20 protein-coding genes are annotated in these 26,016 nt (G+C 69.6%); 9 read left to right on the forward strand and 11 right to left on the reverse strand.

Annotation, left to right across the window (positions count from 1 at the left end; translation table 11 throughout):
* Window positions 1–8: 8 nt before the first annotated feature.
* Together ACTWQO_RS26815 and ACTWQO_RS26820 are read right to left on the reverse strand one after the other, a co-directional pair.
* Window positions 9–1,052 (reverse strand): BMP family lipoprotein, encoded by a 1,044-nt coding sequence (locus ACTWQO_RS26815; RefSeq protein ID WP_443239922.1) that lies wholly within the window; start codon window positions 1,050–1,052, stop codon window positions 9–11.
* A gap of 299 nt (window positions 1,053–1,351) precedes the next feature.
* On the reverse strand, window positions 1,352–2,572 hold the full coding sequence (locus ACTWQO_RS26820; RefSeq protein WP_443240015.1) for a M20 family metallopeptidase: 1,221 nt from the start codon (window positions 2,570–2,572) through the stop codon (window positions 1,352–1,354).
* 478 nt (window positions 2,573–3,050) lie between these two features.
* Between ACTWQO_RS26820 and ACTWQO_RS26825 the strand changes: the two genes are divergently transcribed.
* Window positions 3,051–3,710 (forward strand): class I SAM-dependent DNA methyltransferase, encoded by a 660-nt coding sequence (locus ACTWQO_RS26825; protein WP_443239923.1) that lies wholly within the window; start codon window positions 3,051–3,053, stop codon window positions 3,708–3,710.
* A 186-nt stretch (window positions 3,711–3,896) separates the two neighbouring features.
* On the opposite strand, the gene ACTWQO_RS26830 is transcribed toward ACTWQO_RS26825, so the two are convergent.
* The 4 genes from ACTWQO_RS26830 to ACTWQO_RS26845 all read right to left on the reverse strand — a co-directional run bounded on the left by ACTWQO_RS26830 (window position 3,897) and on the right by ACTWQO_RS26845 (window position 8,749).
* On the reverse strand, window positions 3,897–4,979 hold the full coding sequence (locus tag ACTWQO_RS26830) for a hypothetical protein (RefSeq protein ID WP_443239924.1): 1,083 nt from the start codon (window positions 4,977–4,979) through the stop codon (window positions 3,897–3,899).
* 118 nt (window positions 4,980–5,097) lie between these two features.
* Window positions 5,098–6,036 (reverse strand): N-acetylneuraminate synthase family protein, encoded by a 939-nt coding sequence (locus tag ACTWQO_RS26835; protein WP_443239925.1) that lies wholly within the window; start codon window positions 6,034–6,036, stop codon window positions 5,098–5,100.
* 8 nt (window positions 6,037–6,044) lie between these two features.
* Window positions 6,045–7,277, reverse strand: coding sequence for a cytidylyltransferase domain-containing protein (locus ACTWQO_RS26840; RefSeq protein ID WP_443239926.1), 1,233 nt, complete (start codon window positions 7,275–7,277; stop codon window positions 6,045–6,047).
* Between the two features lie 107 nt (window positions 7,278–7,384).
* Window positions 7,385–8,749, reverse strand: coding sequence for a DUF6716 putative glycosyltransferase (locus ACTWQO_RS26845; RefSeq protein WP_443239927.1), 1,365 nt, complete (start codon window positions 8,747–8,749; stop codon window positions 7,385–7,387).
* Between the two features lie 177 nt (window positions 8,750–8,926).
* Between ACTWQO_RS26845 and ACTWQO_RS26850 the strand changes: the two genes are divergently transcribed.
* The 4 genes from ACTWQO_RS26850 (at window position 8,927) to ACTWQO_RS26865 (ending at window position 14,146) form a co-directional block, all read left to right on the forward strand.
* Window positions 8,927–9,913, forward strand: coding sequence for a glycosyltransferase family 2 protein (locus ACTWQO_RS26850; RefSeq protein ID WP_443239928.1), 987 nt, complete (start codon window positions 8,927–8,929; stop codon window positions 9,911–9,913).
* The gene (locus ACTWQO_RS26855) at window positions 9,913–11,253 is read left to right on the forward strand and encodes an alpha-2,8-polysialyltransferase family protein (protein WP_443239929.1); all 1,341 of its coding nucleotides are present in this window, start codon (window positions 9,913–9,915) and stop codon (window positions 11,251–11,253) included. The genes ACTWQO_RS26850 and ACTWQO_RS26855 overlap by 1 nt, the downstream gene beginning before the upstream one ends.
* Before the next feature lie 140 nt (window positions 11,254–11,393).
* The gene (locus ACTWQO_RS26860; RefSeq protein ID WP_443239930.1) at window positions 11,394–12,368 is read left to right on the forward strand and encodes a hypothetical protein; all 975 of its coding nucleotides are present in this window, start codon (window positions 11,394–11,396) and stop codon (window positions 12,366–12,368) included.
* A gap of 26 nt (window positions 12,369–12,394) precedes the next feature.
* On the forward strand, window positions 12,395–14,146 hold the full coding sequence (locus tag ACTWQO_RS26865; protein ID WP_443240016.1) for a phospholipid carrier-dependent glycosyltransferase: 1,752 nt from the start codon (window positions 12,395–12,397) through the stop codon (window positions 14,144–14,146).
* A 27-nt stretch (window positions 14,147–14,173) separates the two neighbouring features.
* On the opposite strand, the gene ACTWQO_RS26870 is transcribed toward ACTWQO_RS26865, so the two are convergent.
* From ACTWQO_RS26870 to ACTWQO_RS26880, 3 genes are all read right to left on the reverse strand, one after another.
* A complete protein-coding gene (locus ACTWQO_RS26870) occupies window positions 14,174–14,878 on the reverse strand; it encodes a class I SAM-dependent methyltransferase (RefSeq protein WP_443239931.1) in 705 nt (234 codons plus the stop codon).
* A gap of 117 nt (window positions 14,879–14,995) precedes the next feature.
* Complete coding sequence (locus ACTWQO_RS26875) at window positions 14,996–17,323, reverse strand: glycosyltransferase (protein WP_443239932.1); 2,328 nt, start codon at window positions 17,321–17,323, stop codon at window positions 14,996–14,998.
* Complete coding sequence (locus tag ACTWQO_RS26880) at window positions 17,320–18,783, reverse strand: glycosyltransferase family 29 protein (RefSeq protein WP_443239933.1); 1,464 nt, start codon at window positions 18,781–18,783, stop codon at window positions 17,320–17,322. Before ACTWQO_RS26880 ends, ACTWQO_RS26875 begins: the two co-directional genes overlap by 4 nt.
* A 254-nt stretch (window positions 18,784–19,037) precedes the next feature.
* Between ACTWQO_RS26880 and ACTWQO_RS26885 the strand changes: the two genes are divergently transcribed.
* Both ACTWQO_RS26885 and ACTWQO_RS26890 read left to right on the forward strand, forming a co-directional pair.
* Window positions 19,038–20,159: an acyltransferase family protein gene (locus tag ACTWQO_RS26885; protein WP_443239934.1), complete on the forward strand. Its 1,122-nt coding sequence runs from the start codon at window positions 19,038–19,040 to the stop codon at window positions 20,157–20,159.
* Window positions 20,160–20,273: 114 nt separating this feature from the next.
* Window positions 20,274–21,158 (forward strand): class I SAM-dependent methyltransferase, encoded by an 885-nt coding sequence (locus ACTWQO_RS26890; protein WP_443239935.1) that lies wholly within the window; start codon window positions 20,274–20,276, stop codon window positions 21,156–21,158.
* Between the two features lie 79 nt (window positions 21,159–21,237).
* On the opposite strand, the gene ACTWQO_RS26895 is transcribed toward ACTWQO_RS26890, so the two are convergent.
* Window positions 21,238–21,888 (reverse strand): TetR/AcrR family transcriptional regulator C-terminal domain-containing protein, encoded by a 651-nt coding sequence (locus ACTWQO_RS26895; RefSeq protein WP_443239936.1) that lies wholly within the window; start codon window positions 21,886–21,888, stop codon window positions 21,238–21,240.
* A 72-nt stretch (window positions 21,889–21,960) separates the two neighbouring features.
* Between ACTWQO_RS26895 and ACTWQO_RS26900 the strand changes: the two genes are divergently transcribed.
* Window positions 21,961–23,388 (forward strand): FAD-dependent oxidoreductase, encoded by a 1,428-nt coding sequence (locus tag ACTWQO_RS26900; protein ID WP_443239937.1) that lies wholly within the window; start codon window positions 21,961–21,963, stop codon window positions 23,386–23,388.
* On the opposite strand, the gene ACTWQO_RS26905 is transcribed toward ACTWQO_RS26900, so the two are convergent.
* Window positions 23,364–24,944, reverse strand: coding sequence for an acyl-CoA mutase large subunit family protein (locus tag ACTWQO_RS26905; RefSeq protein WP_443239938.1), 1,581 nt, complete (start codon window positions 24,942–24,944; stop codon window positions 23,364–23,366). The two genes, ACTWQO_RS26900 and ACTWQO_RS26905, sit on opposite strands and share 25 nt — an antisense overlap.
* A 136-nt stretch (window positions 24,945–25,080) precedes the next feature.
* On the opposite strand from ACTWQO_RS26905, the gene ACTWQO_RS26910 reads away from it, so the two are divergent.
* Window positions 25,081–25,905 (forward strand): L,D-transpeptidase family protein, encoded by an 825-nt coding sequence (locus ACTWQO_RS26910; RefSeq protein ID WP_443239939.1) that lies wholly within the window; start codon window positions 25,081–25,083, stop codon window positions 25,903–25,905.
* Window positions 25,906–26,016: the final 111 nt, after the last annotated feature.

Consider the following 26,016-nt stretch of genomic DNA (forward strand, 5'->3'; position numbering starts at 1 on the left):
ACCGCGTACTACTCGGTCTTGACCTTGATGGACCCGTCGATGATCCCCGCCTTCGCCTTGGCCACCGCATCCGACAGACCCGCGATCTTCGCGAACTCCGGGTTGCTCTCGGAGAGCCCGACGCCGTTCACCTTCAGGTCGAACGTCTGCACGCCATTCAGCGGCTTACCGTCCTCGACCGACTTCGCCAGCGCGTACACCGCACCACCGACGTCCTTGAGCGCCGACGTAAGGATCGAGTTCTTGTACGACGCCAACGCCGCCTGCTTGTACTGGTCGGAGTCGACCCCGATCGCCCACACCTTGGCCTTCGCCGCAGCCTCGATCACACCCTGCCCCGACAGCCCGGCAGCCTGGTAGACAACGTCGGCCTTCTTCTCGATCTGCCCCTCGGCCGCGGCCTTGCCCTTGTCGGGGCTGGAGAAGCCACCCTCCTCGGCCGTCTGCGTCAGATACTGCGAGACGACCTTGACCTTCGCGTTGGTCTCCGCGACGCCCTGCTTGTAACCGGCCTCGAACTTGTGGATCAGCGGAATGTCCACACCGCCGACAAACCCCACGGTGTTGGTCTTGGTCGCCTTCGCGGCGGCAACACCGGCGAGGTAGGAGGCCTGCTCCTCGGCGAAGACGAGGGACGCGACATTGTCGCCCTCGACCACCGAGTCCACGATGCCGAACGTGGTGTCCGGGTACTTCGAGGCCACGGCCTCCATCGCGGGACCGTAGGCGAACCCGATGCCGATCACCGGGTTGTAGCCCTGCTTGGCCAGCGAGGACAGCCGCTGCTCCTTGTCCGCATCCGTCTCGCCCTCGGTCGGCTCGACGTCATCCGTCTTGTAGCCGAACTCCTTCTGAGCCTTCTGCAGGCCCGCGTACGCGGCGTCGTTGAAGGACTGGTCGCCCTTGCCGCCGATGTCGTACGCGATGGCGAGACCCAGATCCTCCTTGGCCTCGTCACCACTGTCACTGCTCGTGCCACCGCACGCGGTCGCGGCGAGTGCGAGCGACGCGACCCCCACCGCGACGCGGGTCAGTTTGGATATCCGACGCATCGTGAAGTTCCCCATTCTCCAAGCCCCGCAGTGGGTGCTGAGTTCGGCGCAGAGTAACGCGCGTAGACACTCCTGGGAACGGGGTTTCGCGTGGCCGTTATCCATTCGTGCCGATGGCCGGTTACGTCCTTGTGAACCACCGGATCGAAAGGTGTTCTTGGGACACCGCACCCATGGGTCCCGCACGCTCCGTGTACCGGGGGTGCCGTCTGCGTGATGGCGCCAGGACATGAACGCCATGCGCTCAGGCTGCCCCCGCTCCGCCCGGGCCGCAACCGGAACGAACCGCCAGGCGCGCCCTACACCCCACCCTCAAGCAACGCGGCCGCGGTGAACAGCTCCACGCCCACCGTGATCGCCGACTCGTCGGCGTCGAAGTCCCCCTGATGCAGATCGCGCACGGTCCGCTCCCCCGGCGTCCGCACCCCGAGCCGGGCCATGGCGCCCGGCACATGCTCCAGGTACCACGAGAAGTCCTCGCCACCGAGACTCTGCTCGGTGTCCTCCACGGCCTCGACACCGCGCCGCGCGACCATGGCGTCCCGGAGCAGCTCGGTGACGCCCGCGTCGTTGACGACGGGCGGCACGCCCCGCACGTAGTTGATCTCGGACTTGGCCCGGTACAGGTTGGCGATCTCGTCGATCGCCGCGTGCACGATGTCCGGAGCCTGCCGCCACGCCTCGATGTCCAGGCACCGCACGGTCCCGGACAGTTCGGCGTGCTGCGGGATGACGTTCGGCGCGTGCCCGGCCTCGACCCGCCCCCAGGTCACGGCGAGCCCACTGCGGGAGTCGACCCGCCGCGAAACAAGAGCGGGCACATCAGTGACAACCCGAGCCGCCGCAGTCACGAGATCAGTAGTCAGATGGGGCCGAGCGGTATGCCCACCCGGCCCATCCAGAGCGATCTCCAGCCGGTCGCACGCCGACGTGATGGCCCCGGCCCGCAGCCCGATCCTCCCGGCGTCCACGCGGGGATCGCAGTGCACGGCGATGATCCGCCCCACGCCGTCCAGCACGCCGCACTCGATGGCATCGGCGGCACCACCGGGCAGCACCTCCTCGGCGGGCTGGAAGAGCAGCCGCACGGGCCGCGGCAGCTTCCCCTGCCGGTGCAGCTCGGCCAGCACGAGCCCGGCGCCCAGCACGACGGTCGTATGCACATCGTGCCCGCACGCATGCGCCCGATCGGGCACGGTCGAGCGGTACGAGCACTCACTCTTCGTGTCCGGAATGGGCAGCGCGTCGATGTCGGCGCGCAGCGCGAGCATGGGGCGTACGCCGTCCCAGTCGCCGATGTCGCACACGAGCCCGGTCCCGATGGCCAGCACGCGCGGGGCGAGGCCGGCCTTCTCGAGCCGTGCCTTGATGGCCGCGGTGGTGCGGAACTCCTGGTTGCCGAGCTCCGGATGCATGTGCAAGTCGCGCCGGAAGGCGACGAGTTCGGCACGCAGCGCCTCGGACAGCGTGCCGGCGAGCACGGCTTCCCCGGGGAGATCGGCCTCGGACTCCAGTGACATCAGTTGCTTCACCCTCTGAAGGGTAGGACGCCCGGGTGGCCAACTGACCCACGATCAACAAAAGTTCAACCCGTTAGGGGAAGAAAATCTGGCCGCCAGACGCATGGCTATCGACTGAGATGGGTAAACTCGTCCGACTTCCGGCCGAGTGGATCATGAGATCCCGGTTACCACTCTCCACGGATACCACGCCCGCCGCGCCCCCGGCGGTTCTGTTCACCTGTCGGAACGGCGGCCCGAGCCCGGCACACCCCGCCCGACCTGGGCCCCGACCACGCCCCCACGGCCCCCCGACCGCAGCTCCACCCGGCGCACGACCGACACTCGGCGCCCCCGCGACCACGCCCCCACCAGGCACGCACGCACCAAGCACGCCCGCGACCGGTAAGCGGGCGGCCGGGAAACAGCCGGCACCGGACAAGCAGCGGTCAGCCAAACCGGGCCCCCGACCCCGCCCGCCCCCGCTAGCGTGCGCCCCGTGAACCCCGAAACCCCCACTTTCCTCCACGCGACCCGGACCTCGTACGACGCCATAGCGGGCCCGTACAGCGAACGTCACGCCGACCATCTGGCCGACCTGCCCCTGGACCGGGCCCTGCTCACCGGTTTCGCCGACCTGGTGAAGGGCGCCGCGCCGCATCCCGTGGCCGACATCGGCAGCGGCCCGGGTGCCGTGACCGCCCGCCTGAACGACCTCGGCCTGCCGGTGTTCGGCATCGACCTCTCGCCGCGCATGGTGTCGCTGGCCACCCGGACGTACCCCGAACTCCGTTTCCACGTGGGCTCGATGACGTCGCTGGACCTTCCGGACGAGACCCTGGGCGGCATCGTCGCGCTCTACTCGGTGATCCACATCCCCGACGATCATCTGCCGACGACGTTCGCGGAGTTCCATCGCGTCCTGGTCCCCGGCGGCCATGTGCTGCTCGCCTTCCAGACCGGCGAGCACGACGGCTCCGAGCACCTCACGGAACGCTTCGGGCAGGAGATCGCGCTCGACTGCTACTGGCGCACCCCGGAGACGGTGGCGGACCACCTGGCCAAGGCGGGCCTCGACGTCCGCGCACGCGTCGTACGCGAACCGCACGAGGACGAGAGCCGCCCCCGCGCGTTCCTGCTGGCCCGCAAGCCGGCGTAGCGCACACGGCCGTATCGACCGCGTACATCACACACACCCGTGCCGGCCGCCGACGTCACACCGCCGTGACCGCCGACAACCGGTGCACATCCCGTGCGTGCCCGTCACCCGACAAAAGCCTCTGCCCACGGGGCGAGCCGGCCCGGACGCCGGCATAGCTCAACAGCCCCGTGCCGGCCGCCGACGTCACACCACCGTGACCGCCGACAGCCGGTGCACGTCCCGTGCCGTGCCGGTGACGCCGGACAGGAAGCCCTGGGCGCGGGGCGAGGCGCTTTCCGTCAGCCAGGCGGGGTCGATGTCGCACACGGCGACCCGGACCTCCGTGCCGGACAGGGCGAGCGGCAGGGTGTGGACGACGGTGGAGGGGAAGCTGAGGATCGTCCGTCCGATCGGGCCCCGGCGGGCGATCAGCTCCAGCGGAAGGTCCGGCCGTACGATCTCCAGTCCCGTCTCGACGGCCAGCCGGTGGAGCTTCTCCGTGCCCTCCCGGCGGTGGGCGAAGTAGCGGGTGGCGCCGTGGGCCTTGGCGAGGGAGCGGACGGCCTCCAGATATCGGTCGTTGTCCACGACGCCGGTCTCGACCAGGGACGTACCGACCATGTCCGCGCCCTTGGCGATGCGGGGCGGGCCGAAGCGGGCGCGGGTCCAGGCGAAGGTGTTGGCGGTGACCGTCACGCCGGCCGGGGTCTCCTCCATCGGCATGGACGAGAAGATCTCCACCCGGCGCTTCTGGCTGGGCGTGAGGCGGCGGCGGGCCGAGGACGACACCGGGGCGAAGATCAGGTCCCTGGGCCCGGGGCGGCCGCCCTTGCGGTGCCAGCGCACCAGGCGCTCACCGCTGGCCAGCTGGGCGACGAACTCCATCGTCGCCGTGCCGTCGTCGACGACCACCAGGTCACGTGCCTTGGTGATGGTCAGCAGCAGCTGGACGTAACGGGAGAAGGGGTCCCCCAGAACGACCCGGTCGGCCCGGCGGAGCATGCCCGTCAGACCGCCGATGGTCTGGAACGGCGCCATGGCGCCGCCCCGCGCCTCCTCCCAGCGGACCTCGTGGCCCTCCTGGCGGGCCAGCTCGGACATGCGTCGCAGCTGGCCGCGGGTCATCGGGTCGATCGGGGACAGGACCACCAGGGTGAGCCCCGCGTCGGGGCCCTCCTGGGTGGGCGGGGCCTGGGCATGCGCCCACTCCAGCACGTTCAGGAGCTGTACCGGACTCTCCACGAAAGCGAGAGTCTTCAGGCCGGCTGACCCGGCACGGGGGCTCATCGGCGAACGACCGTCCCGTCGTAAGGCGCTGTGTGCGCGCTGCGAACTCTAAGCGTTCTGGGGGGCGTTCGGGGCGGACACCGGCCGGTGTCCGCCCCGAATCGCTGTCTGAGGGGGATCAGACCTGGACCGGCTCGCCCGCGGCGGCGGCGATCTCCGCCTCGGCGACGACGCCGTTGACGCGGCGCAGCTTCTTCATCGGGCCCAGCTCGGACTCGTAGACCTTCTTGACACCGTCACCGAGGGAGGCCTCGATGGTGCGGATGTCACGGACGAGGCGCGTGAGGCCCTGCGGCTCGACGGAGGCGGCCTGGTCGGAGCCCCACATCGCGCGGTCGAGGGTGATGTGACGCTCGACGAAGGTGGCGCCCAGGGCGACCGCGGCGAGGGTGGTCTGCAGGCCGGTCTCGTGGCCGGAGTAGCCGATCGGGACGTTCGGGTACTCCTTCTCCAGCGTGTTGATCACGCGGAGGTTGAGCTCCTCGGCCTTCGCCGGGTAGGTCGAGGTGGCGTGGCACATGAGGATGTTGTCCGAGCCGAGGACCTCGACCGCGTGGCGGATCTGCTTCGGGGTCGACATGCCGGTGGAGAGGATGACCGCGCGGCCGGTGGCACGCAGCGCCTTCAGCAGCTCGTCGTCCGTGAGGGACGCGGAGGCGACCTTGTGGGCGGGGACGTTGAACTTCTCGAGGAAGGCGACGGCCTCGGTGTCCCACGGGGAGGCGAACCAGGCGATGTTCTTGGACTTGCAGTACTCGTCGATCTGGCGGTACTCGTCCTCGCCGAACTCCACGCGGTGGCGGTAGTCGATGTAGGTCATCCGGCCCCAGGGGGTGTCGCGCTCGATGTCCCACTGGTCGCGCGGGGTGCAGATCTCCGGGGTGCGCTTCTGGAACTTCACCGCGTCACAGCCGGCCTCGGCGGCCACGTCGATCAGCTTGAAGGCGTTCTCCAGCTCACCGTTGTGGTTGATGCCGATCTCGCCGCAGACGTAGACGGGCTTACCGGGGCCGACCTCGCGCGAACCGAACGAACGGATGCGGGTGTTGGTGCTCATGGCTTTCCTTACTTGGTGAGGGAATCGAGAGAGGGGCCGAGGATCCAGCTGGCGATCTCTCGGATCGCGCCGTCGCCGCCGGGGACGGTGGTGACCGCGCGTGCGGCGCCGCGCACGACGTCGTGGGCGCTCGCGACCGCCACGGGCCAGCCCACGAGGGCGAAGCACGGGAGGTCGTTGACGTCGTTGCCGACGTAGAGCACGCGCTCAGGCGCGATGCCCTGCTCCTCGCACCACTGCTTCAGCGCGAGGTCTTTCCGGTCGATGCCGTGCAGGACCGGAATCTGCAGCTTCCGGGCCCGGGCCGCGACGACCGGGTTCTGCTCCGTGGACAGGATCAGCATCTTCAGGCCCGACTTGCGCAGGGCCGCGATGCCGAGGCCGTCTCCGCGGTGCACGGAGACGAACTCCTTTCCATCAGCGTCGATCAGCACCCGGTCATCGGTCTGGGTGCCGTCGAAGTCAAGGACGACCGCGTCGATGTCGGCGGCGGTCGGCAGCGCACCGGGGCGGTCCGCGTCGAAGAGGGGGGCCAGCGCGCGGGCGCGGGCCAGCTCGTGGTGGTCGTCGATCTCCAGCACGCGGGCGGGGTCCGTGCGGACCAGCTCGGTGCGGCCGAAGAAGCGGTGCTGGTGCTTGCGGAAGCCGGCCGCGTCCATCGCGTAGGCGGCGCCGGTCTCCAGGAAGTCCTGGGGGCGGTCCTGGCGGCGCGGGCGGAAGGACTTGTCGTGGTTGACGCCGTGGCCGCCGTCGTCCGCGCCCTCGTCGCCGTCCCGCCAGATGAACCCGTGGAACGCGGCCACGGTCACCGCGGTGTCCGCGCCGTTGTCGAGGATCGCCGCGGCGACGCCGTCCACGTCCTCCCGGGCGATGAACGGGCTGGTGCACTGCACCAGCATCACCACGTCCACCGAGGACCCGTGCAGCGCCTCGTGCGCGTCCATGGCGTGCAGCACGGCGGCCTCGGAGGTCGCCGTGTCGCCGGCGATGGCGGCCGGGCGGAGCACGACCTCGGCGCCCGCCTGCCGGGCCGCGGCCGCGATCGCCTGGTCGTCGGTGGAGACGACGACGTCGGTCACCAGTCGCGCGGCACGGCATTCGCGTACCGCACGGGCCACCAGCGGCACGCCGCCGACGGGTGCGAGATTCTTCGCGGGCACGCCCTTGGAGCCGCCACGCGCGGGGATCACAGCGAGCACCCGGCGCACTGAGGCGCCTCGGTCTGCTGGCGAGTTGGACATGGACATAACTCCTTGGACTTCTTGCGAAGGGCCTTGGTTGTCCTGCGAAGGCCCCGCATTTGCTCGCGAGGGGTGCGGGACGCGCCCCGGCGCCCCGGTCGGGTCGCTCACAGCTCCCCCATGCGCCGGATCACGGGCGCGACCCGCTGGACGCCGTGCCGGTAGGCGCCGCGCGCCGCCCGGCGCACGATCTGCCGGACCGGGCCGGGATCCTTGTCGGCGGCGGGAGCGCCGGGCAGCGGGCTGCCGTCCGGGCCGAGGTGGTGGCGGGCGAGTATGCCGGGCAGATAGCCGGGCGCGGTCGCCGGTGTGTAGTACGGGGTGAGGGGCGGCAGTTCGGGCGAGGAGAGCAGCTTGGCGATCCGTTCGCGGGCGGCGTCGAACGCGGTCTCATACGAGCCGTCGGCCGCGACGCCCTGCCGGGACACCCACTCCTCGTCCGGGGTGGGCCGGTGTCCCTCGTCGAGCTGGTCCCAGGAGGCGAGGCAGCCGGACCCCACGAAATGGTGATTGCCCAGCATCTCGCGTACACCCAGATCGGTGAGGATGACCGTGGGAATGCGTCGGTGCAGGGCTTCCAGCGCCGCCGTGGAACTGACCGTGACCATCAGGTCGGTGCGGTCGAGGACCTCGCCCATGTGCCCGTACACCAGGCGGAAGTTGGCGGGCAGATCGGTCTTCTGCGCCAGCTTCTGGTAGGGCAACTCCTCGATGTGCGTGGTGTGTTCGCCCGGCTTGGAGCGCAGCTTGAGCAGCACCTCGCGCTCGGGGTGCTTGCGGGCGTGCTGAATCAGCCGGTCCAGCAGGTACGTACGGTCCTTGCGGCTCTCCGGGACCGAGGGCTGCGCGGCGAACACCACGGTGTACGGCTCGTGTTCACCCGTGTAGGCAGCACCGCCCAGGAACGGCAGGGCGACTTCGGTGACCGACGAGGAGTCGGCGCCCACACCGTCGTACACACCCCGGAAACGGTCCGCGTCCTGGCGGGAGTTGGCGAGGACGAGGTCCGCGCCGTGCCGCAGCAGCAGGCCGTCGGCGAGCTTCTCGTAGACGACTCCGACATAGCCGGTGACGACGACGGGACGCTTCGGGCGGCCCTCCCACACTCGCTTGAGACCGTGCAGCATCGCCTGGACACCGCCGCCGACGAGGGCGAGCACGACGATGTCGTACTCCTCCTGGTCCATGGCACGCAGGAACTCGACGGCTGTCACCTCCCGCAGGGAGTCGGCCTGGACGCCGACTTCCGCCAGCTGGCGGGCGGTTGGGGTGGCCCGGCCGCGTAGCAGAAATCCGCTCAGGGCAGGGGCAACTTGCGTGTCGCCTCGCGGTCCGGTTTCCATGGACGGGCCCGGAGCGATACGACCCGCGGTCAAAGCACCCCATTTCCAGCGGGTGTCTGAGTCCGCGAGCACGGCGATCCGCGGGGGCTTGCTGGTACTTGCTGGCACGCCGAAGACGCTAGGAAGCATTTCCTATGTATAGCCCAACCGCGACTCAACAAAAGGTTAACAACAGCACCACGACAACCGAACTGGCCCGTCAGACCTGCGGAAGTACTTGGTATGCACCGTTCCGACACACTGAGTTCACCTGTAGTACGATCACCAGAAAGTTCTGCCGCCGGTGAGCCCCCTAGGCTTTCGCAGGTGCCAAAGCTTTCCGTGATCGTGCCGTTCTACAACGTGCAGCAATACGCCCCCGACATGCTCAGAAGCCTGCGCGCGAACGCCAGGCGCGACTTCGAGTTCATCCTGGTCGACGACAAATCCAAGGACGAAACCCCCGCGATTCTCGAACGGGCCGCCGAGGAACTCTCGGACGTCGCCCAGGTGCGCTTCATCCGCCACGAGGAGAACGGAGGGCTGGCCACCGCGCGCAACACGGGCCTCGACGCGGCGACCGGCGAATATCTGACCTTCCTCGACGGCGACGACTGGATCGCCCCCGGCTACCTCTCCGACCTGGTCTCGGCCATCGAGGAGCTGGGCTGCGACTTCATTCGGACGGACCACGTCCAGGCCACCGCCCGCGCCCGCTCGGTGCACCGACACCCGCACGGCCGCCGTAACGAGGTGCTCAACCCGCGCGAGGCGATCCTCCCCGTCGACCGCACGACCTCCGTGGACTACGCCTACGCCTGGGCCGGCGCCTACCACCGCCGGCTGCTGGACAAGGGTCTGCTGCACTTCACGCACGGGCTGCGCACCGCCGAGGACCGGCCGTGGATCTGGAAGCTGCACCGCGAGGCGGAGTCGTTCGCCGTGGTCGGTCTGCTGGGTGTCTTCTACCGGCGCGGGGTCGCTTCCTCTCTCACTCAGATCGGTGATGTCCGTCAACTCGACTTCATCCGTGCCTTCGACCAGGTGATTGAGGAGACGGCGGCCGACCAGGACGCCGAGCGTCTGCTGCCGAAGGCGGTGCGGACGTACTGCGCGATCATCGCCCACCACCTGTCCGAGATCGAGAAGTTCGAGCCGGAGGTGGCCAAGCAGCTGCGGGCGATGTCCGCCGCGGCGATCAAGCGCATGCCGCAGGACCAGCTCGTCGATGTGCTCGACACGATGGACCTGCGCCGGGCCAGCAAGCTGCGGCGGCTGCGGCGCAGGGTCACCACTGCGAAGGCGGCCGCCTGATGTCCTCGTCCTCCCGTACGACCCAGATCTTCTGCGCCTCGACGCTGTACGGAGCGGCCACGCTGGCCGCCGCGCTCGACTCGGACTGCTTCGCCGAGGCGGACCGCCGACTGCTGCTGGTGTTCAACAACGCCGGGACGCCGGAGACCACACCCGCCGTCGACGAGATGCCGGGCTTCGAGTCGCTGCGCGACCACTTCGACGGCGTGCTGTCCTACAACGAGGCCATCAAGCCCTTCCACCCCGGTGTCTGGACGCCGCGCCCGGACGACATCCCGTTGTTCGAGCGGTATCTGCGGCTGCTGTGGGACTTGGGCGAGGACCGGGTGGAGCTGGTCCTGGAGTCCATCCAGGTCAGCCCGGCGCTCACACTGGCCCAGCTGTTCACCGGCGCCCCGATCGACGTCTACGCCGACGGCCTGATGAGCTACGGCCCCACCCGCAACAAGCTGGACCCGCTGGTCGGCACCCGGGTACGGCGCCTGCTGCACCTGGACCTGGTGCCCGGTCTGACGCCGATGCTGCTGACCGAGTTCGACGTCCCGGCGCAGGTCGTGCCGGCGCCCGCGTTCCTGAAGGTGCTCAGCGGACTCGGCGGCGTCGTACCGGAGTTGCCGGTCCTGCCGGACAACGCGGCGCTGCTGCTCGGCCAGTACCTGTCCGCGCTGAACATCCTCTCCTCCAAGGAGGAAGAGGAGCTGCATGTGCGGATGATGCGCGGAGCCGTGGCGCGCGGGCACCGCTCGATCGTCTTCAAGCCGCACCCCACCGCACCGGCCCGCTACAGCCGGATCCTGGAGACCGAGGCCGAGAAGCTCGGCGTCGACCTCACCGTCCTGGACACACCCGTCCTCGCCGAGGTGCTGTTCGAGAAGTCCCGGCCCGGACTGGTCGTCGGCTGCTTCTCGACGGCGCTGTTCACCGCCTCCGCGTTCTACGACCTCCCGGTCGCCCGCATCGGCACCGAGCCGCTCCTGGAGCGGCTGACGCCGTACCAGAACAGCAACCGTGTCCCCGCGGTGCTGGCCGACGCGGTGCTGCCGGACCTGGAGAACCGCAAGGGCGAGGAGACCGTCCCCGCGGACACGCTGTGGGCCCTGGTCACCGCCATAGGGTTCACCATGCAGCCGCAGATCTACGCGAGCCTGCGCCCGGTCGCGGAGCGCTACCTCTCCGAGCACTTCGGCCCACGCACCCAGCGCTACTTCAAGCGCAAGCGACTCACCTCGCTGGGCCTGCCCGGCGGCATCCCGGAGCGCCTGTCCTTCCTGCCGCGCAACGCGACGGCACGTCGGGTGGTGCGCAAGGCCCGGGCTCTGAAGAAGGCCGTGAAGCGCTGAGCGAATCAGGAGTGAACGCGGAGACAACGCGGGGGAAACGCCGACAGGCCACCCAGCTACTCCGCGGATTCCATGGTGAGGCGGTGCCCGTGAACTCTAGGATCACGGGCACCGCCTGATTCGAACACCGTGAGGCACTCATGACGACGCTCGGCCGGCTCTACTCCATGTTCGACAGCGTCAAGCTGCCGGACGACCTGCCCTACACCCAGTGCAGTCAGTGGGAGCTGCAGTTCCTCTACCTCGTGGGGCGGCATCACCTCACCGGCAAGGGCCGGATCGTCGAACTGGGCTCCGGCGGCGGCGGATCGACGTACGCGCTTGCGATGGGCCTGCAGGAGAACCCGGCCTTCGACGAGAAGACGGGACGGCTGCACGCGTACGACTTCTTCCGGGTCGGCAAGGGCACGTACGCCACGGAGAAGTTCTTCGACTCCGGGCACAAGCCGGAGGACGACGACTCGTTCCTGGACGACTTCAGGCGCCGTCTGGACCCCTTCCTTCCCTTCCTGGAGATCCACGCCGGCGACCTGTGGCAGACCTCGGACCCGTCGGACACCACCCCGGTCGAGTTCCTGCACATCGACATAGCCAAGACGGCCAAGGTCTTCAAGTGCGTGTCGGAGCGGTTCCTGAGCCGCATGCAGCCCGGCACGGTCGTCCTCCACCAGGACTTCGCGGGACCGCGTCTGCCCTGGCTGCACCACAGCACGGGCGCCCTGCTGCCGTACATCGAGATCGCGGGCCCGCCGATCCGCTCCACCCTCGCCTTCGAGGTGACCAAGCCGATCCCCACGGACGTGATGCACCGGATCACCGAGGACGACTACTCGGTCGACGAGAAGCTGAAGCTGATCTCCGCCGTCCAGGAGCGCGTCGACCGCGACCACACCGGCGGCATCCCCTTCAAGTCCGTGCTGGAGTTCTCCAAGGCGTTCGTCTGCCACTACGACGGCCAGCACAAGAGGGCCTGGTCGATCGCCAGGCCGCTGCAGACCGACGAATACCTCAGCCGCACCCGCGCCGACCACTTCGCGCAGCTGAAGAAGGCGTACGAGAGCGCGCCGAAGGTGTCGACGATGTCGAGACTGAAGAAGCTGGTCCGCAAGGGGTGAGAGCTGCCCGGAGCGACCCCCGAGCGATCCAGGGCCCGGCGGCGCGAACGCGCGCCGCCGGGTCGGGCTCTGGGGCCGTGCAGACGGAAACCGCCGACAGCGCCACCGAGCGCGACGGGAGGCCCCGAAGACCCGCGGAGCGCTTCGCCGCGTTGCGCCGGCACCGACAGCTGGTGTTCGTGCTCGCCGTCGTGGCGCTCCTCGCCCAGATGGCGGTGGCGATGGTCACCACGGCCAGAGAGCAGTCCCCGACCACCGACGAACCGGTGTACGTCGGCACGGCCACCGTCTATCTCAAAGAGCACAGCCTGCGGTACAACCCGGAGCATCCGCCGCTGGGCAAGCTCATCATCGCGACCGGCGTGCTCGTCGCCGACCCGCATCTCAAGCAGGGCTTTCCCGGTGACCAGAGCAGGCTGGGACGCCATCTGCTGTTCGAGACCGGCAACGACGCGCAGCGGCTGATGCTGTGGGCCCGTACGCCGATGATCGTGCTGACGTTGCTGTTCGGGCTGGTCGTCTGCGCGTTCGCCCGCGATCTCACCGGCCGCGTGGGCGCCCTGGCGGCGCTCGCGTTGTACGCCTTCTCGCCCGACGTCATCGCCCACGGGTCACTGGCCACCCTCGACGTGCCCGCGGCGGGCTTCGTGCTGACGTCGGTCTGGCTCACCTGGCGGGCGCGCCGCCGACCGGGGGTGTACCTCCCGCTGGCGGGGGCCGCGCTCGGCGCGGCCCTGGCCACCAAGATGACCACGCTGCCGGCTGTTCCCGTGGTGCTCCTCCTCGCCGTACTGTCCGTCCTGGCGGCCCGGCGCGCACCCCGGCACGCCCCGCGCCGCATGGCACGGCCGCTCGCACTGGGAGTCGCGTGGGCGGCCGGGATGGCGCTGATCGCGGTCGCCGTGGTGTGGGCCTCCTATCTCATCGTCGACCCGCGGCTGCACTGGACCGCGCCAGCCGATATGCCCAAGGTGCACGGGCTGCGGGCCCTCGCCGCCGACCTGCTGCCACTCCCCCGCGAGTACCGGGACGGGATGCTGCTCCAGTTCGGCAAGGCGGAGATCGTGGTGCGGGACGGCTTCCTCTATGGCCGGCCCTACAACGGCGCGCTCTGGTACTACCTGCCGGCCGCCCTGCTGGTGAAGACGCCGCTCGGCATGCTCGCCCTGTGGGCGGCCGGTGCTGCGGGACTGTGTGCGATCCGGCGACTGCGGCCCGCGGTCCCGTACGTGCTGCTTCCCACAGCCGTTCTGCTCGCCTCGGCCATGACCGGCGACCGCGACCTCGGCGTCCGGTACGCGATCTTCGTGCCGTTCTTCCTCGCCGTCGCGGCGGCGGCCGTGATCGCCGTCCGGCGGCGGTGGGCGTACGCCGTAACGGCGACGCTCGTCGTGTTCGTCGGCGTCAGCTCGCTCAGCACGTACCCGTATTACCTGCCGTATGCGAACGAGGCGTTCGGCGGTCCTGCGAAAACCCACCTGTGGCTGCACGACTCGAACGTCGACTGGGGCCAGGATCTCGCCCGGCTCGCCGAGCGCCTGCGGCAGCGCTACCCGCACGAGACGGTCTGGCTGGTCTACAAGGGCAGCGGCGAGCCCTCCTACTACGGCATCCACGCCTCCGACCCGTTGACGGTCCCCCCGGGCAAGGTCCGCGGACTGCTCGTCGTGTCGGACACCGCGGCCGCCACCGCAGAGGGCCCGCTGGCCGCGCTGATCGACAGCAGCAGGGCGGTGGACGAGGTCGGGCACTCGATCACGATCTATCGCCGGCCCTGATGCTCTGCAGTTGTCGACGGGTGGTGGTCAACTGCCGTGGGGGCGGTAGTACGACGCGACGGCCGGCTGGCCCGTGTAGTTGGGGCCGGCGTGTGGGTCGGCGCCGAGGTAGGTGAAGGGCAGGGCGACGCGGCGCCCGCCCCGCAGGCTGAGGCGATGGTCGCGGGCCGAGTAGTGGAAGCCGGCGGCGCGCAATGCCCGCAGGATCGGCCGGGAGAGGTCGCTGCCGTCGAGGCGCCGCAGGGTCGAGGGGTCGAGATGAGCGACCAGCACGCCGGTTTCGGTGAGCCACGAAGCGGCCCGCTCCAGCAGGGAGAGCCGGTCACCGACGTAGTGCAGCCCGTGGACGCAGGTGATCAGGTCATAGCGGCGCTCCGGGGACCACCGGCCGAGGTCTGCGGTGATGAGTTCGAGACCGTCGAGCAGCGCCGGTGGCAGCAGCGGGCCAACCAGGTCGACGCCGGTGATGGTGGCCTGCGGAAGCAGCCGCGCCGCCGCGTGGAGGGCAAGCCCTTCTCCGCTGCACATGTCCAGCCAGGACGGGGCGGGGCCGTGGCTGGACAGGAACTCGGCGGGATCGAAGCCGAGTTCGCGACTGTAGCTGTTGACGCCCGCCAGGACCCGTTCGCGGTTCATGACGTTGTTGGCCACCACGGAATGGCCGGTCAACTCTTCGTCCTGGACTAACGGGGGCGGCAGTTGGGCCGCTGTCGGCGCAGCATCGTCGATCACCGGACCATTGTGCGGCACCCCTGACCCCGGACGCCTGGCTGCGGAGCGACGACGCCCCCGCGGCAAAGCTGCCGCGGGGGCGTCGTCGACATCCTCCACGAGGACGTCGGGCATGGATCAGCCGCCGAGGATCACGCGCAGATCGGCGGCGTTCGCCTCGGTGACCTTCCACAGTTCCTGCTGCCGGCCGTGTACGTCGGCAACCGTCGCCGCGTGGTCCTTGAGCAGGTCCTTGGAGCGCTCCACGAGGACCGCGGCGAGGTTGCGGTCGTGGACGGAGACGCCCCACTCGGGCCGTTCGATGTCGCGCAGGAAGTACGCCATCTTCGGGTGCGAGATCAGGCTGATGATGGGTGTGCCGCAGCCGAACGGGATCATTCCCGCGTGGCCGCGCATGCCGATCACGAGCTTGGTGCGGGCGTACAGGTCCCGGATGCCGTCGTTGTCGAAGTCGTACATCGGGATGACGGGCATCGAGATGCCGTGCTCGCGGCGCAGGTCGAAGACGATCTTCTCGTCGTCGAGCGAGTGGGCCACGCACTGGACTTCGGCCAGCTCGCCCAAGTCCCGTACGGCCTTCGCCATCTGGGCCAGGAAGTAGGCGTAGTCATGGCCGAAGCGCAGGCCCGCGCGGTCGTAGGCGGCGTTGATCAGGATGGTGTCGTCGCGGGTCGCCGGGTCCTGCCAGCCGGGCACGAGCTGGCGCGTCACCGTGGTCGGGCACGGCTGGAAGCGCACCTTGTCGTGCAGGTGGGCCGGGAGCATGGACCGCACCTTCTCGATCGAGCCGTGGTTGCGCAGCCCGAAGAAGGAGGACTTCTCGACCAGCAGGCGGAGCGAGTCGCGGAAGCGGTTGGCCCGGTAGGACTGTCCGTCGAAGGCGTTGAAGCCGACGGCGTACACCGCTACGGGGACGTCGATGCGGCGCATCAGGTCGTCCGGGACGTTCCACTGCCAGGCGCTGTTGCCGTTCGGCATGGTGTCCGGGATGAACAGGCCGCCACCGCCGATGACCAGGCCGCGGCGGGCGTTGACGCGCTCCAGCGCCGCCTCGTCGAACAGCCGGTGGGCGTGCACGGAGTGCCAGCGGCGGGAGGTGGTGTCCGGTCCGAAGGCGCTGCGGACGCTCTCCGGGAGCAGCTTGTCGCCCGCGTTGCCCTGCCGGTCCATGTAGAAGGCGACGTGCGCGAGCTGGTCCTCGGCGGAGCCCTGCTCCTGTGAGGGGACGGCGGACGCGCGCTGCGCCCACAGGCGGCTGGAGCGGTGGGTGATGTCGACGGACAGGCCGCTCGTCGCGTACTTCAGCGCCGAGGCGTTGTCGCCGTGCACCCAGGCCACCTGGGCGAGCCGGGCGTAGGCGGTGGCGGCCCGGTTGGGGGCGGCCGTCGCCATCAGCAGCTGCGCCTTGGCCTCGTCGTAGCGGGAGACGCTCATCAGGGCGTGGCCGAGCACCTCGTGCGGCCAGGCCGCGTCGAGCGGGATGCGGACGCTTTCCATGATGTCCACGGCGTCCTGGTAGTTGCCCTTCGCGATGTGCGCGGCGGCCACCTTGCGGGCGGTCTCGACGTCACCGGTGCGGGCGACGTGCGGGGTGCCGTAGTGCACGACCAGGTCGTGGTGGAGGCCGCCGGAGGAGGAGAGGTAGGCGGCGTGGAAGTCGGCGTCGTCCAGCTCGTACTCGCGCCACTTCTCCTCGGCCAGGCTGTACCCGGACTCGCCGCCCTGCCACGGCTTGTGACGGCCCGTGAAGTGCAGGATCGCGGTGTCCTCGGGGACGGGCAGGTCGCCGGAGAGCCGCCGCTTGACGAAGTTGTAGCGCGCGTCGAGGCGGATGAAGTCGCCGTCGAGCACCGCGTTCAGGATGCCCTGGTCGTGCTTGTCCAGCTCGTAGTCGCCGCTGCGTCCGGTCGCGTCGAGCTTGGCGCAGAACTCGTCGCTCAGGTACTCGCGCTGGATGACCAGCAGACCCGAGTTGAGCTTGTGCTGCCCGTAGAAGAACTGCGACACGGCCGCCAGGCCCTCGCGCAGCTTCAGCAGTTCGCCCAGGTCGCCGAGGACGACCATGTCGGTGTCGAGCGTGATGACGGTGTCGTACTCACGCATCCGGAAGACATCGAGGATGAAGTACGCCTTGCGGACCAGGTAGTTGTCCTGGTCGCCCTTCTTGTACGAGTCGTAGTGCGCGTCGTTGACGCGGCGCAGCACGATGCGCGGGTGCAGGGCGCGGATCTTGGCGATCGAGCCGGGGCGCAGGTCGTCGTAGAGAACGACGAAGTCCTCGCACACGCTCGGGTTGGACAGCGCGAGGCTGCGCAGCAGGACGAGGAAGCCGGGCAGGTAGTTCTCGTCGACGTAGGACGCGAAGGCGATCCGCCGCTTGCCGGTGAGGTCGGCCGCGGAGTGCGTGGCCTCGGTGGGGGCCCCGGTCAGGGAAGTCGTCGTCATCGCAGGGATATCCTCATGTCGGTCACGCTCTGGGCCCGCTCCATGACCCATGCCTTCTCGCTGGTGTACTCGTGGACGGACGTGATGGCGAGCTTCATCGCTTCCTGGACGCGGTAGGCGCCGCTCTCGTAGAAGTCGAAGCCGATCAGGTCCAGGGTGGGGCTGACGTCCAGGAAGTCCAGCAGGAACAGCATGTTGAAGCCGGTGGTCGGGATGCCGGACCACTGGTCGCTGGACAGCCGGCCGATGTTGCGCACGGGCCAGCGCAGCGACTCGTCGCCGAGGTGGGTCTGCGCGCCGGGCACCAGCCGGTTGCGCAGCGACCACTTCCAGTCGCCGGAGATGCCGCCGAAGACGAGCCGGGTGTCGACCGGCTTCTCCCAGTTGAAGCCGTGCTTGTGGATCGTGGCGTGGATGTCGGTACGGCTGCCGGTGTGCTTCGGGTCGATCTTGTACGAGTTGAAGCGCACCACGATGTCGTACGCGTCGATCTCGGCGCCCATCGAACTCGCGCCGACCCGGCCGGAGTTGGCGATCAGGCAGACGGACTTGCCGGCGATCCGGTTACGGAACTCGCCCAGGCTGATCCACTTCACCCCGCCGATCGAGGGGTCGGCGACCGGGCCGCGCATCCGGCTGCGGCGCTGCTCGGCGTAGAGCGCGAGCACCTCGGTGAGCGCGGTGACATCGCTGTCGACGGTGACACGCAGGTCCAGGTACTGGCTGAGCAGGTCCTGGCGGTCGGCGACGGGGGCGCCGTCGTCCGCCAGCGCGAGCAGCGCGCCGACCATGCGGGGCTCGGCCGCGGCCCAGTCACCGAGGGCGTGCGCGGTGAGGCCCTCGGCCCAGATCTCGGTGGGGTTGCCGCGGGCGAACGCCTCGGCGCCCGGGACCTGACGCTTCAGCAGCTCCAGCAGTTGCCGCTCGCGGTCGGCGGCGACCTTCAGGCCGGCGATCTTCGCGGTGACGCCGAAGCCGTCCTCGTCGGTGAGGCCGAGGTAGCGCTCGTAGGCCTCCTGCGCCTCGGTCTCCTCGCCGAGGGCCTCCAGCAGGCGGGCACGCAGCCGCCAGCCGGCGCGGGAGTTCTTGCGGTGGGCCAGCACGGTGTCGCTGATCACCAGGGCGAGGTTGAGCTCGTCGTCGTAGCCGCACTTGAGTGCCTGGTTGGCGACGGCGAGCAGGGCGTCGAGCAGTTCAGGGGCGATGCCGCCGCTGGGGGCCGCCGCCGAACCCTTGACCGCACGCTTGAGCAGCGCCGTGGCACCGGACGCCGGGGCGGGCGCCGTCGCGGCGGGTGTTGTTCCCCACACCACCAGCAGCTTCCGCAACTGCTCGGAGAGGTCGATGCGGCGGCGGTCGATGCTTCCGACGAGTTTGCCGCTGTGTACAGCGCACGCGCGCAAGCAGTCGTCCAGCTCCCCCCCACGCGCACGTGCCCGTCTGTTCTGGACCCTCGTCATGGCGCTCCTGTTTTTTTGCCAAGCCAATGCTTCATGTTTGCTGCCGTGTACAGGCAAGTGGGGGGATCTTGAAACTGTTTGCGCATCCGTGGGGGGATGGAGGAAAAAATTAGGAAGTCAAAACGACCTGAAGGTGAACTCCCTGCAACCAGACGGATAATCGTAGCCGCGTCAACCAAGGCTAGTCTGTGATTCGGACTAATGTGCTGGGGCCACCCACAGGAGAACCCGTCGAGGGGAATTTCGTGACCAGCATGACCGTCCGACCCGCGTCCGAGACGGCCCCAGTCCCGGACCGGAAGCCAGAACGGACGAAACGCCGCGAAACCCGACTGCGCGCCCTCGACGGCCTGCGGCTCGTCGCCGCCCTGATGGTGGCCGCCTACCACTACGGCGGCCGGGGCGGAGAGGTCACCACGGCCTGGGGCGGCTCGGCCAAGCACCAGTTCCCCACCCTCCACACCTGGTTCTCCTACGGCTGTCTCGGCGTCCAGATCTTCTTCGTCATCAGCGGCTTCGTGATCTGCATGAGCGGCTGGGGCCGGCCCCTGAAGTCGTTCTTCGCCTCGCGTGCCTCCCGGCTGCTGCCCGCGTACTGGGCCGCGATCCTGATCGTGACGGCCGTGTTCGCCCTGCCGATGGTCACCTACAAGGCGCTGTCGCCGAGCGAGACCCTGGTCAACATGACGATGCTTCAGTATCCGCTGGGCGTGGACCGGGTGCTCGGCGTTTGCTGGACTCTGTGGGCCGAGGTCCGCTTCTACGCGCTGTTCGCGCTGTGCGTCGTGCTGCCGGGGGCGACCCGGCAGCGGGTGATCATGTTCTGCGCGGGCTGGACGCTGCTGGCGGCGATCGCGAAGGGTGCGAAGGAACCATTCCTCGACATCGTGCTGATGCCCGAGTACGCGCCCTTCTTCATCGGCGGCGTCGGCCTCTACCTCATCCACCGCGACCGCAAGGACGTCTACGGCTGGGGCATCGTGGCGGTGAGCTGGCTGATCGGACAGCACACCGTGGTGGAGAGCCTGTGGCGCGCGCCCAGCCCGGACGCCTTCGCCAACCGCTCCCAGCTGGTGATCGTGGCCATCGTGACGTTCGGCTTCGTGGCCGTCGCCGCGATCGCGCTGGGCTGGCTGAACTGGGCGAACTGGCGCTGGCTGACCGTGGCCGGAGCCCTGACGTACCCCTTCTACCTGGTCCACGAGCACCTCGGCTGGGTGGTGATACACGCGCTCCACAAGGAGATGTACGTATCGTCGGGGCTGACGTTCATCCTGACGGTCGCCGCGATGCTGCTGCTGGCCTGGCTGCTGCACCGCTTCGTCGAGAAGCCACTCACACCGCGGCTGCGAACCGCGCTCGCCAAGACGCGCTGAGGGGGTTCGTCCCCCTACGCTGGTGGCCGCAGGGCTGTCCGTTTGGGGGATTTTGTTCACCTGACGTTCAGTCCGCAGATAGATTGCCCGGCACTGATTGAGCAGGCTCGCTTCATGGCAAATCCACAGCAGATCTCCGCGGATCCCGGAGAACTCAAGGACGTCCCTGGCTGGTTCCCCCCACTGGACCAGGTGCTCTTCACCTGGTTCCTGGACCGGCAGGAAAGACTGGGGCAACCCGGAGACCTGGTGGAACTCGGCGTCTTCATGGGCAAAAGCGCGATCCTGCTGGGTCAGCACCTGGGGGACGGCGAGAAGTTCACGGTGTGCGACCTGTTCGAGAGCGACGCTCCCGACGGGGCGAACCGGGCCGAGCACAACAAGTCGTACGGGTCCCTCACCCGGCAGGCCTTCGAGCGGAACTACCTCGCCTTCCACGACACCCTCCCGAAGGTGATCCAGGGCCCCAGCTCCCTGATCTCGAAGGAGGTCGACCCCGGCAGCTGCCGCTTCCTCCACATCGACGCCTCGCACCTGTACGAGCACGTCCGCGACGACATCGGCGCCGCGCACGACCTGTTGCTGCCCGACGGCATCGTCGTCCTCGACGACTTCCGCTCGGAGCACACCCCGGGCGTCTCGGTCGCCACCTGGGAGGCCGTCCTCAACCGCGGGCTGCGCCCGATCTGCCTCAGCACGCAGAAGCTGTACGGCACCTGGGGCGACCCCGGGCCCGTCCAGGAGGAGCTGCTCACCATGATCCGGGAGCGCACGGACGTCGGGCTGAGCATCCAGGAGGCCGCCGGGCACCGGCTGGTGCGCACCCGCGCCAAGAAGGGGATGCAGCCGCCGGACTTCCCGCGCTCCCGCTACTACAAGGAGCCGGAGCCGGTGGTTCCGGCCGCCCCGAAGCGCCGGCCGTCGCTCGCGCGGCGCATCGGCCGGGACCTGTTGCCGCCGATTGTGACCCGGGCGGCGCGCAGGGCGCTCCGCGGGTAGTGCCGCGCTGTGTCGTCCTTCGGCTGCTGCGCCGTCGTGGCTGGTCGCGCAGTTCCCCGCGCCCCTTTGGGGCGCTTCGTCAGCCGGCGTCGTAGTGTGCCTCGATCCCTGAAATGATCAGGGCCAGCCCTTCCTCGAAGTGCTGGCCGAAATCCTGGAAAAGCTCCGCGCCCGCCTTGGCCGACAGAGGGAAGTCGGCCATCAGGCGGGCGCGTTCTGCTACGTCGAAGCCCTCGCGGCGCTCGCCCGGCAGCGGCTGGACGCCCTGTTCCTCGGTGACGAAGCCGAGGGTGTAGAGGTACGTCGTCTGGGTCGCGCGGACCGCCTGGGCGAGGGTGAACCCGGCGGCCGTGAACAGGCGCAGGTTCTCCTCCATCTGCCCGGCGTGCTCCAGAGCGGTGAAGCGTGAGCCGCTGAACACCTTGGCGCCGTCGCGGTAGCGGAGCAGCTCCGTGCGCAGACCACGGTTGGACTTCAGCAGCCGCTCCTGCCAGGTGTCCCCGGGATCGAGCGACGTCCCGGCCGCCATCCGGCGGTACATCTCGGTCGCCATCTCGTCGAGCAGCGCCTGCTTGTCCTTGAAGTGCCAGTACAGGGCGGGCGCCTTGACGTCGAGTTCCTTGGCGATGGCGCGCAGGCTCAGCCCGTCCAGACCGACCTCGTTCAGAAGCTTCAGGGCGGTGTCCGCGACCCGCTTGCGGTCGAGGGGCGCTCGGCGTTCCGTGCTCACACTTGACAGCTTAACAGCGTTAAGGGCACTCTCGTCATCAACGGAACTTAACAGCGTTAAGGAGAGTGGATCATGACTGTTTCCACGGACGTGCTGATCGTCGGCGCGGGCCCCACCGGACTGGCCCTCGGTGTGGACCTGGCCCGGCGTGGTGTGGACGCCCTGGTGGTGGAGCGGGCGGACCGGCTGTTCCCGGGCTCACGCGGCAAGGGCATCCAGCCGCGCACGATGGAGGTCTTCGACGACCTGGGCGTGCTGGACGCGATCCGCGCGGCCAGCGGCGGCTACCCGGTCGGGATGATCTGGCAGGACGGCCGACGGGCGGGCGAGCACCAGATGTTCGACCCGGTCGAGGCGACGGAGGACGCGCCGTACAACAGGCCGTGGATGGTGCCGCAGTGGCGCACCCAGGAGATCCTCTTCGCCCGGCTGGTGGAACTCGGAGGGCGGGTCGAGTTCGGCCGCGAGGTCGCTTCGGTCGAGCAGGATCCGGCGGGCGTGACCGCGCACTTCGCCTCGGGGGACCAGATCCGCGCCCGCTACCTGGTCGCCGCCGACGGGGGCCGTTCGGCCGTGCGCCGGGCGCTGGGCATCGGCATGACCGGGGAGACGGTGGATCCGAGCCCGACGCTTGTGGCGGACGTACGGATCACCGGCCTCGACCGCGACAACTGGCACCTCTTCCCGCCGCGCGAGGGCGAGGACTACCTCGCGATCTGCCCGCTCGCCGGCACCGAGGACTTCCAGCTGACCGCCCGCTTCCCCGAGGGCACCGATCCCGACCTGTCCCTCGACGGCATCCGCGAACTCGTCGCCGACCGCTCGCACCTCGCCCCCGACGACGTGACCGAAGTGCGCTGGGCCTCGGACTTCCGCCCGCGGGCGGCCCTGGCGGACCGCTTCCGCGACGGCCGGGTGTTCCTCGCGGGCGACGCGGCGCATGTGCACTCGCCGGCCGGCGGGCAGGGGCTCAACACCAGCGTGCAGGACGCCTACAACCTCGGCTGGAAGCTGGGCGCGGTGCTACGGGAGGGGGCGGCCGAGGAACTGCTCGACACCTACGAGGAGGAGCGGCGGGCCGTCGCGGCGGAGATGCTGGGGTTGTCGACGAGCGTGCACCGCGGTGAGGTACGGCGTGGCGCGGCAACCCACCAACTCGGGCTGGGCTACCGGGACTCGACACTGACGAGGGAGACCCGTGACGCCCCGGGCCCGGTGCGGGCGGGCGACCGCGCACCCGACGGCACGCTGGACGGCGTACGCCTCTTCGACGCCTTCCGCGGGCCGCACTGGACGCTGCTGGCCATCGGCGCCCCGGCCCCTCGGGTTCCGGAGTCGGTGCGGGTCGTCGGCGGGGCGGGGCTGGGGACGTACGGGACCGGGCTGTTTCTCGTACGGCCGGACGGTTACGTCGGCTGGGCCGGTGACCGGGCGGCCGGGCTCACGGACTACCTGGCCCGCGTCGGCCAGGCCGCTCAGAACGTGTCGCTCGGCACATAGGCCCCCCACACCTCCCGAAGCGCGTTGCACACCTCCCCGACCGTCGCCCGGGCCCGCAGCGCCTCCTTCATCGGATACAGCACGTTGTCCTGTCCCTCGGCGGCCTTCTTCAGGGCCGCGAGGGCCGAGTCCACCGCCCGCTGGTCCCGCTCCGCCCGCAGCTTGGCGAGACGTTCCACCTGCTGGCGCTCGATGGCCGGGTCGACGCGGAGGGGCTCGTACGGCTCCTCCTCGTCGAGGCGGAAGCGGTTGACGCCTACGACCACCCGCTCGCCGGAGTCCGTCTCCTGGGCGATCCGATACGCGTTGCGCTCGATCTCACCCTTCTGGAAGCCCCGCTCGATCGCCGCGACCGCACCGCCGAGTTCCTCGACCTTCGTCATCAGCTCGACCGCCGCCGCCTCCACGTCGTCGGTCATCGACTCGATGACGTAGGAGCCGGCGAAGGGGTCCACCGTCGCCGTCACGTCCGTCTCGTAGGCCAGCACCTGCTGGGTCCGCAGGGCCAGGCGCGCGCTCTTGTCCGTCGGCAGCGCGATCGCCTCGTCGAAGGAGTTGGTGTGCAGGGACTGGGTGCCGCCGAGCACCGCGGACAGGGCCTGGACGGCGACGCGGACCAGGTTCACCTCGGGCTGCTGTGCGGTGAGCTGCACGCCCGCCGTCTGGGTGTGGAAGCGCAGCATCAGCGACTTCGGGTTCCGCGCGCCGAACTCCTCCCGCATGACCCGTGCCCAGATCCTGCGCGCCGCGCGGAACTTGGCGACCTCCTCCAGGATCGTCGTACGCGCCACGAAGAAGAAGGACAGACGGGGGGCGAAGTCGTCGACGTCCATGCCCGCCGCCACCGCCGTACGGACGTACTCGATACCGTCCGCCAGGGTGAAAGCGATCTCCTGCGCGGGTGAGGCGCCCGCTTCGGCCATGTGGTAGCCGGAGATCGAGATGGTGTTCCACTTGGGGATCTCGGCCCGGCAGTACTTGAAGATGTCCGCGATCAGCCGCAGGGAGGGCTTCGGCGGGAAGATGTACGTCCCGCGCGCGATGTACTCCTTCAGTACGTCGTTCTGGACGGTGCCGGTGAGCCGGTCGGCGCTCACCCCCTGCTCCTCGGCCACCAGTTGGTACAGGAGCAGCAGCAGTGCCGCGGGCGCGTTGATCGTCATGGACGTGGAGACCTGGTCCAGCGGGATCCCGCCGAACAGCACCCGCATGTCGTCGACCGAGTCGATCGCCACGCCCACCTTGCCGACCTCGCCGTGCGCGATCGGCGCATCGGAGTCGTGGCCCATTTGGGTGGGCAGGTCGAAGGCGACCGAGAGGCCGGTCGTGCCGTGCGCGATCAGGTCCCGGTAGCGGGCGTTGGACTCGGCCGCCGTGCCGAAACCGGCGTACTGGCGCATGGTCCACGGGCGGCCCGTGTACATGGACGGGTATACGCCCCGGGTGAAGGGGTACGACCCCGGCTCGCCCAGCTTCTCGGCCGGGTCCCAGCCGTCGAGCGCCGCCGGCCCGTACACCGGCTCGATGGGCAGTCCGGACTCCGACTCGCGCGTCATGCGTGTGCCTCCCGCGTTGCTCGGCCCCGATCTCCACCATGCCGCCAAGTTCGCGACCCGTCACCCGCGGGGAACATCTCAGGTGACCTACAGCTCGGGCCGTGAGACGACGGGGGTCTGGATGCGTAACAGGGGCATGGAGAGATCGTGGGCAGGCGCGCTCGCCGGAGTGTGCGTGCTGACCGGGTGCACGGTGCAGGCCGCGGGCTCGGAGGGCGGACAGCCGCCGCCCGTGCGCATAGAGCTGTCCCGTACCCCGGCGGCCGACGACAAGGCCGGCTCCGCCCCCAGCGCCAAGCCGTCCACGCCCTCCCCCATCCCTCCCAAGCCCAAGGTCCTGTGGAAGCCCGGCGACACCGGGCGGGACGTGCGTGAGCTGCAGGCCCGGCTGCGGCAGGTCGCCTGGCTGTTCGACGGGCCGACGGGGACGTACGACGACCTGACCGAGCAGGCGGTCAAGGGCTTCCAGGGCAAACGCGGGCTGCCCCGGACCGGGGAGACCGACGCCGTCACCTGGCAGCGGCTGCTGAACATGACGCGGGAGCCGGGCCAGTGGGACCTGTATCTGATGGGCGGCCAGCCGGCCGACGCCCCCGACACGCGCTGCATGACCGGCCGGGTGCTGTGCATCAGCAAGACGAGCCGGACCCTGCGTTGGATGATCGACGGACGGACCGTCCTGACGGTCCCGGTGCGGTTCGGCTCGCAGTACACGCCCACCCGGGAAGGTGTGTTCAGCGTCTACTGGAAGTCGCGGCACCACGTGTCGACGCTCTATGACTCGCCGATGCCGTACGCGATGTTCTTCAGCGGCGGCCAGGCCGTGCACTACTCGTCGGACTTCGCGGCCACCGGTTACGCCGGTGCCTCGCACGGCTGCGTCAACGTACGGGACGAGGCGGCGATCGCGCGTCTGTTCGCGCAGGTGAGGAACGGCGACAAGGTCGTCGTCCACTGGTGAGAAGCGGTGTGTGGGGCGCGGGTGGGACTGGGGGAACGTGTCCCGCCCGCGCCGTTTGCACGAGCCGTAGGTACGGGGGGAACCCCGGCTCCGTGCGACGGCCGATGACCA

Origin of the sequence: Streptomyces sp. 4N124 (assembly GCF_052245395.1) — a bacterium.
In the GTDB taxonomy this organism is placed as follows: domain Bacteria; phylum Actinomycetota; class Actinomycetes; order Streptomycetales; family Streptomycetaceae; genus Streptomyces.

Bases quoted from the DNA above. Each gene is read 5' to 3' on its own strand.
- ACTWQO_RS26840 (WP_443239926.1), bottom strand. From the start codon at position 7,277: ATGTCCAACTCGCCAGCAGACCGAGGCGCCTCAGTGCGCCGGGTGCTC.
- ACTWQO_RS26880 (WP_443239933.1), bottom strand. From the start codon at position 18,783: ATGACGAGGGTCCAGAACAGACGGGCACGTGCGCGTGGGGGGGAGCTG.
- ACTWQO_RS26875 (WP_443239932.1), bottom strand. From the start codon at position 17,323: ATGACGACGACTTCCCTGACCGGGGCCCCCACCGAGGCCACGCACTCC.
- ACTWQO_RS26910 (WP_443239939.1), top strand. From the start codon at position 25,081: ATGGAGAGATCGTGGGCAGGCGCGCTCGCCGGAGTGTGCGTGCTGACC.
- ACTWQO_RS26820 (WP_443240015.1), bottom strand. From the start codon at position 2,572: ATGTCACTGGAGTCCGAGGCCGATCTCCCCGGGGAAGCCGTGCTCGCC.
- ACTWQO_RS26830 (WP_443239924.1), bottom strand. From the start codon at position 4,979: ATGAGCCCCCGTGCCGGGTCAGCCGGCCTGAAGACTCTCGCTTTCGTG.
- ACTWQO_RS26860 (WP_443239930.1), top strand. From the start codon at position 11,394: ATGACGACGCTCGGCCGGCTCTACTCCATGTTCGACAGCGTCAAGCTG.
- ACTWQO_RS26815 (WP_443239922.1), bottom strand. From the start codon at position 1,052: ATGCGTCGGATATCCAAACTGACCCGCGTCGCGGTGGGGGTCGCGTCG.
- ACTWQO_RS26900 (WP_443239937.1), top strand. From the start codon at position 21,961: ATGACTGTTTCCACGGACGTGCTGATCGTCGGCGCGGGCCCCACCGGA.
- ACTWQO_RS26845 (WP_443239927.1), bottom strand. From the start codon at position 8,749: ATGCTTCCTAGCGTCTTCGGCGTGCCAGCAAGTACCAGCAAGCCCCCG.
- ACTWQO_RS26890 (WP_443239935.1), top strand. From the start codon at position 20,274: ATGGCAAATCCACAGCAGATCTCCGCGGATCCCGGAGAACTCAAGGAC.
- ACTWQO_RS26855 (WP_443239929.1), top strand. From the start codon at position 9,913: ATGTCCTCGTCCTCCCGTACGACCCAGATCTTCTGCGCCTCGACGCTG.
- ACTWQO_RS26905 (WP_443239938.1), bottom strand. From the start codon at position 24,944: ATGACGCGCGAGTCGGAGTCCGGACTGCCCATCGAGCCGGTGTACGGG.
- ACTWQO_RS26885 (WP_443239934.1), top strand. From the start codon at position 19,038: ATGACCGTCCGACCCGCGTCCGAGACGGCCCCAGTCCCGGACCGGAAG.
- ACTWQO_RS26835 (WP_443239925.1), bottom strand. From the start codon at position 6,036: ATGAGCACCAACACCCGCATCCGTTCGTTCGGTTCGCGCGAGGTCGGC.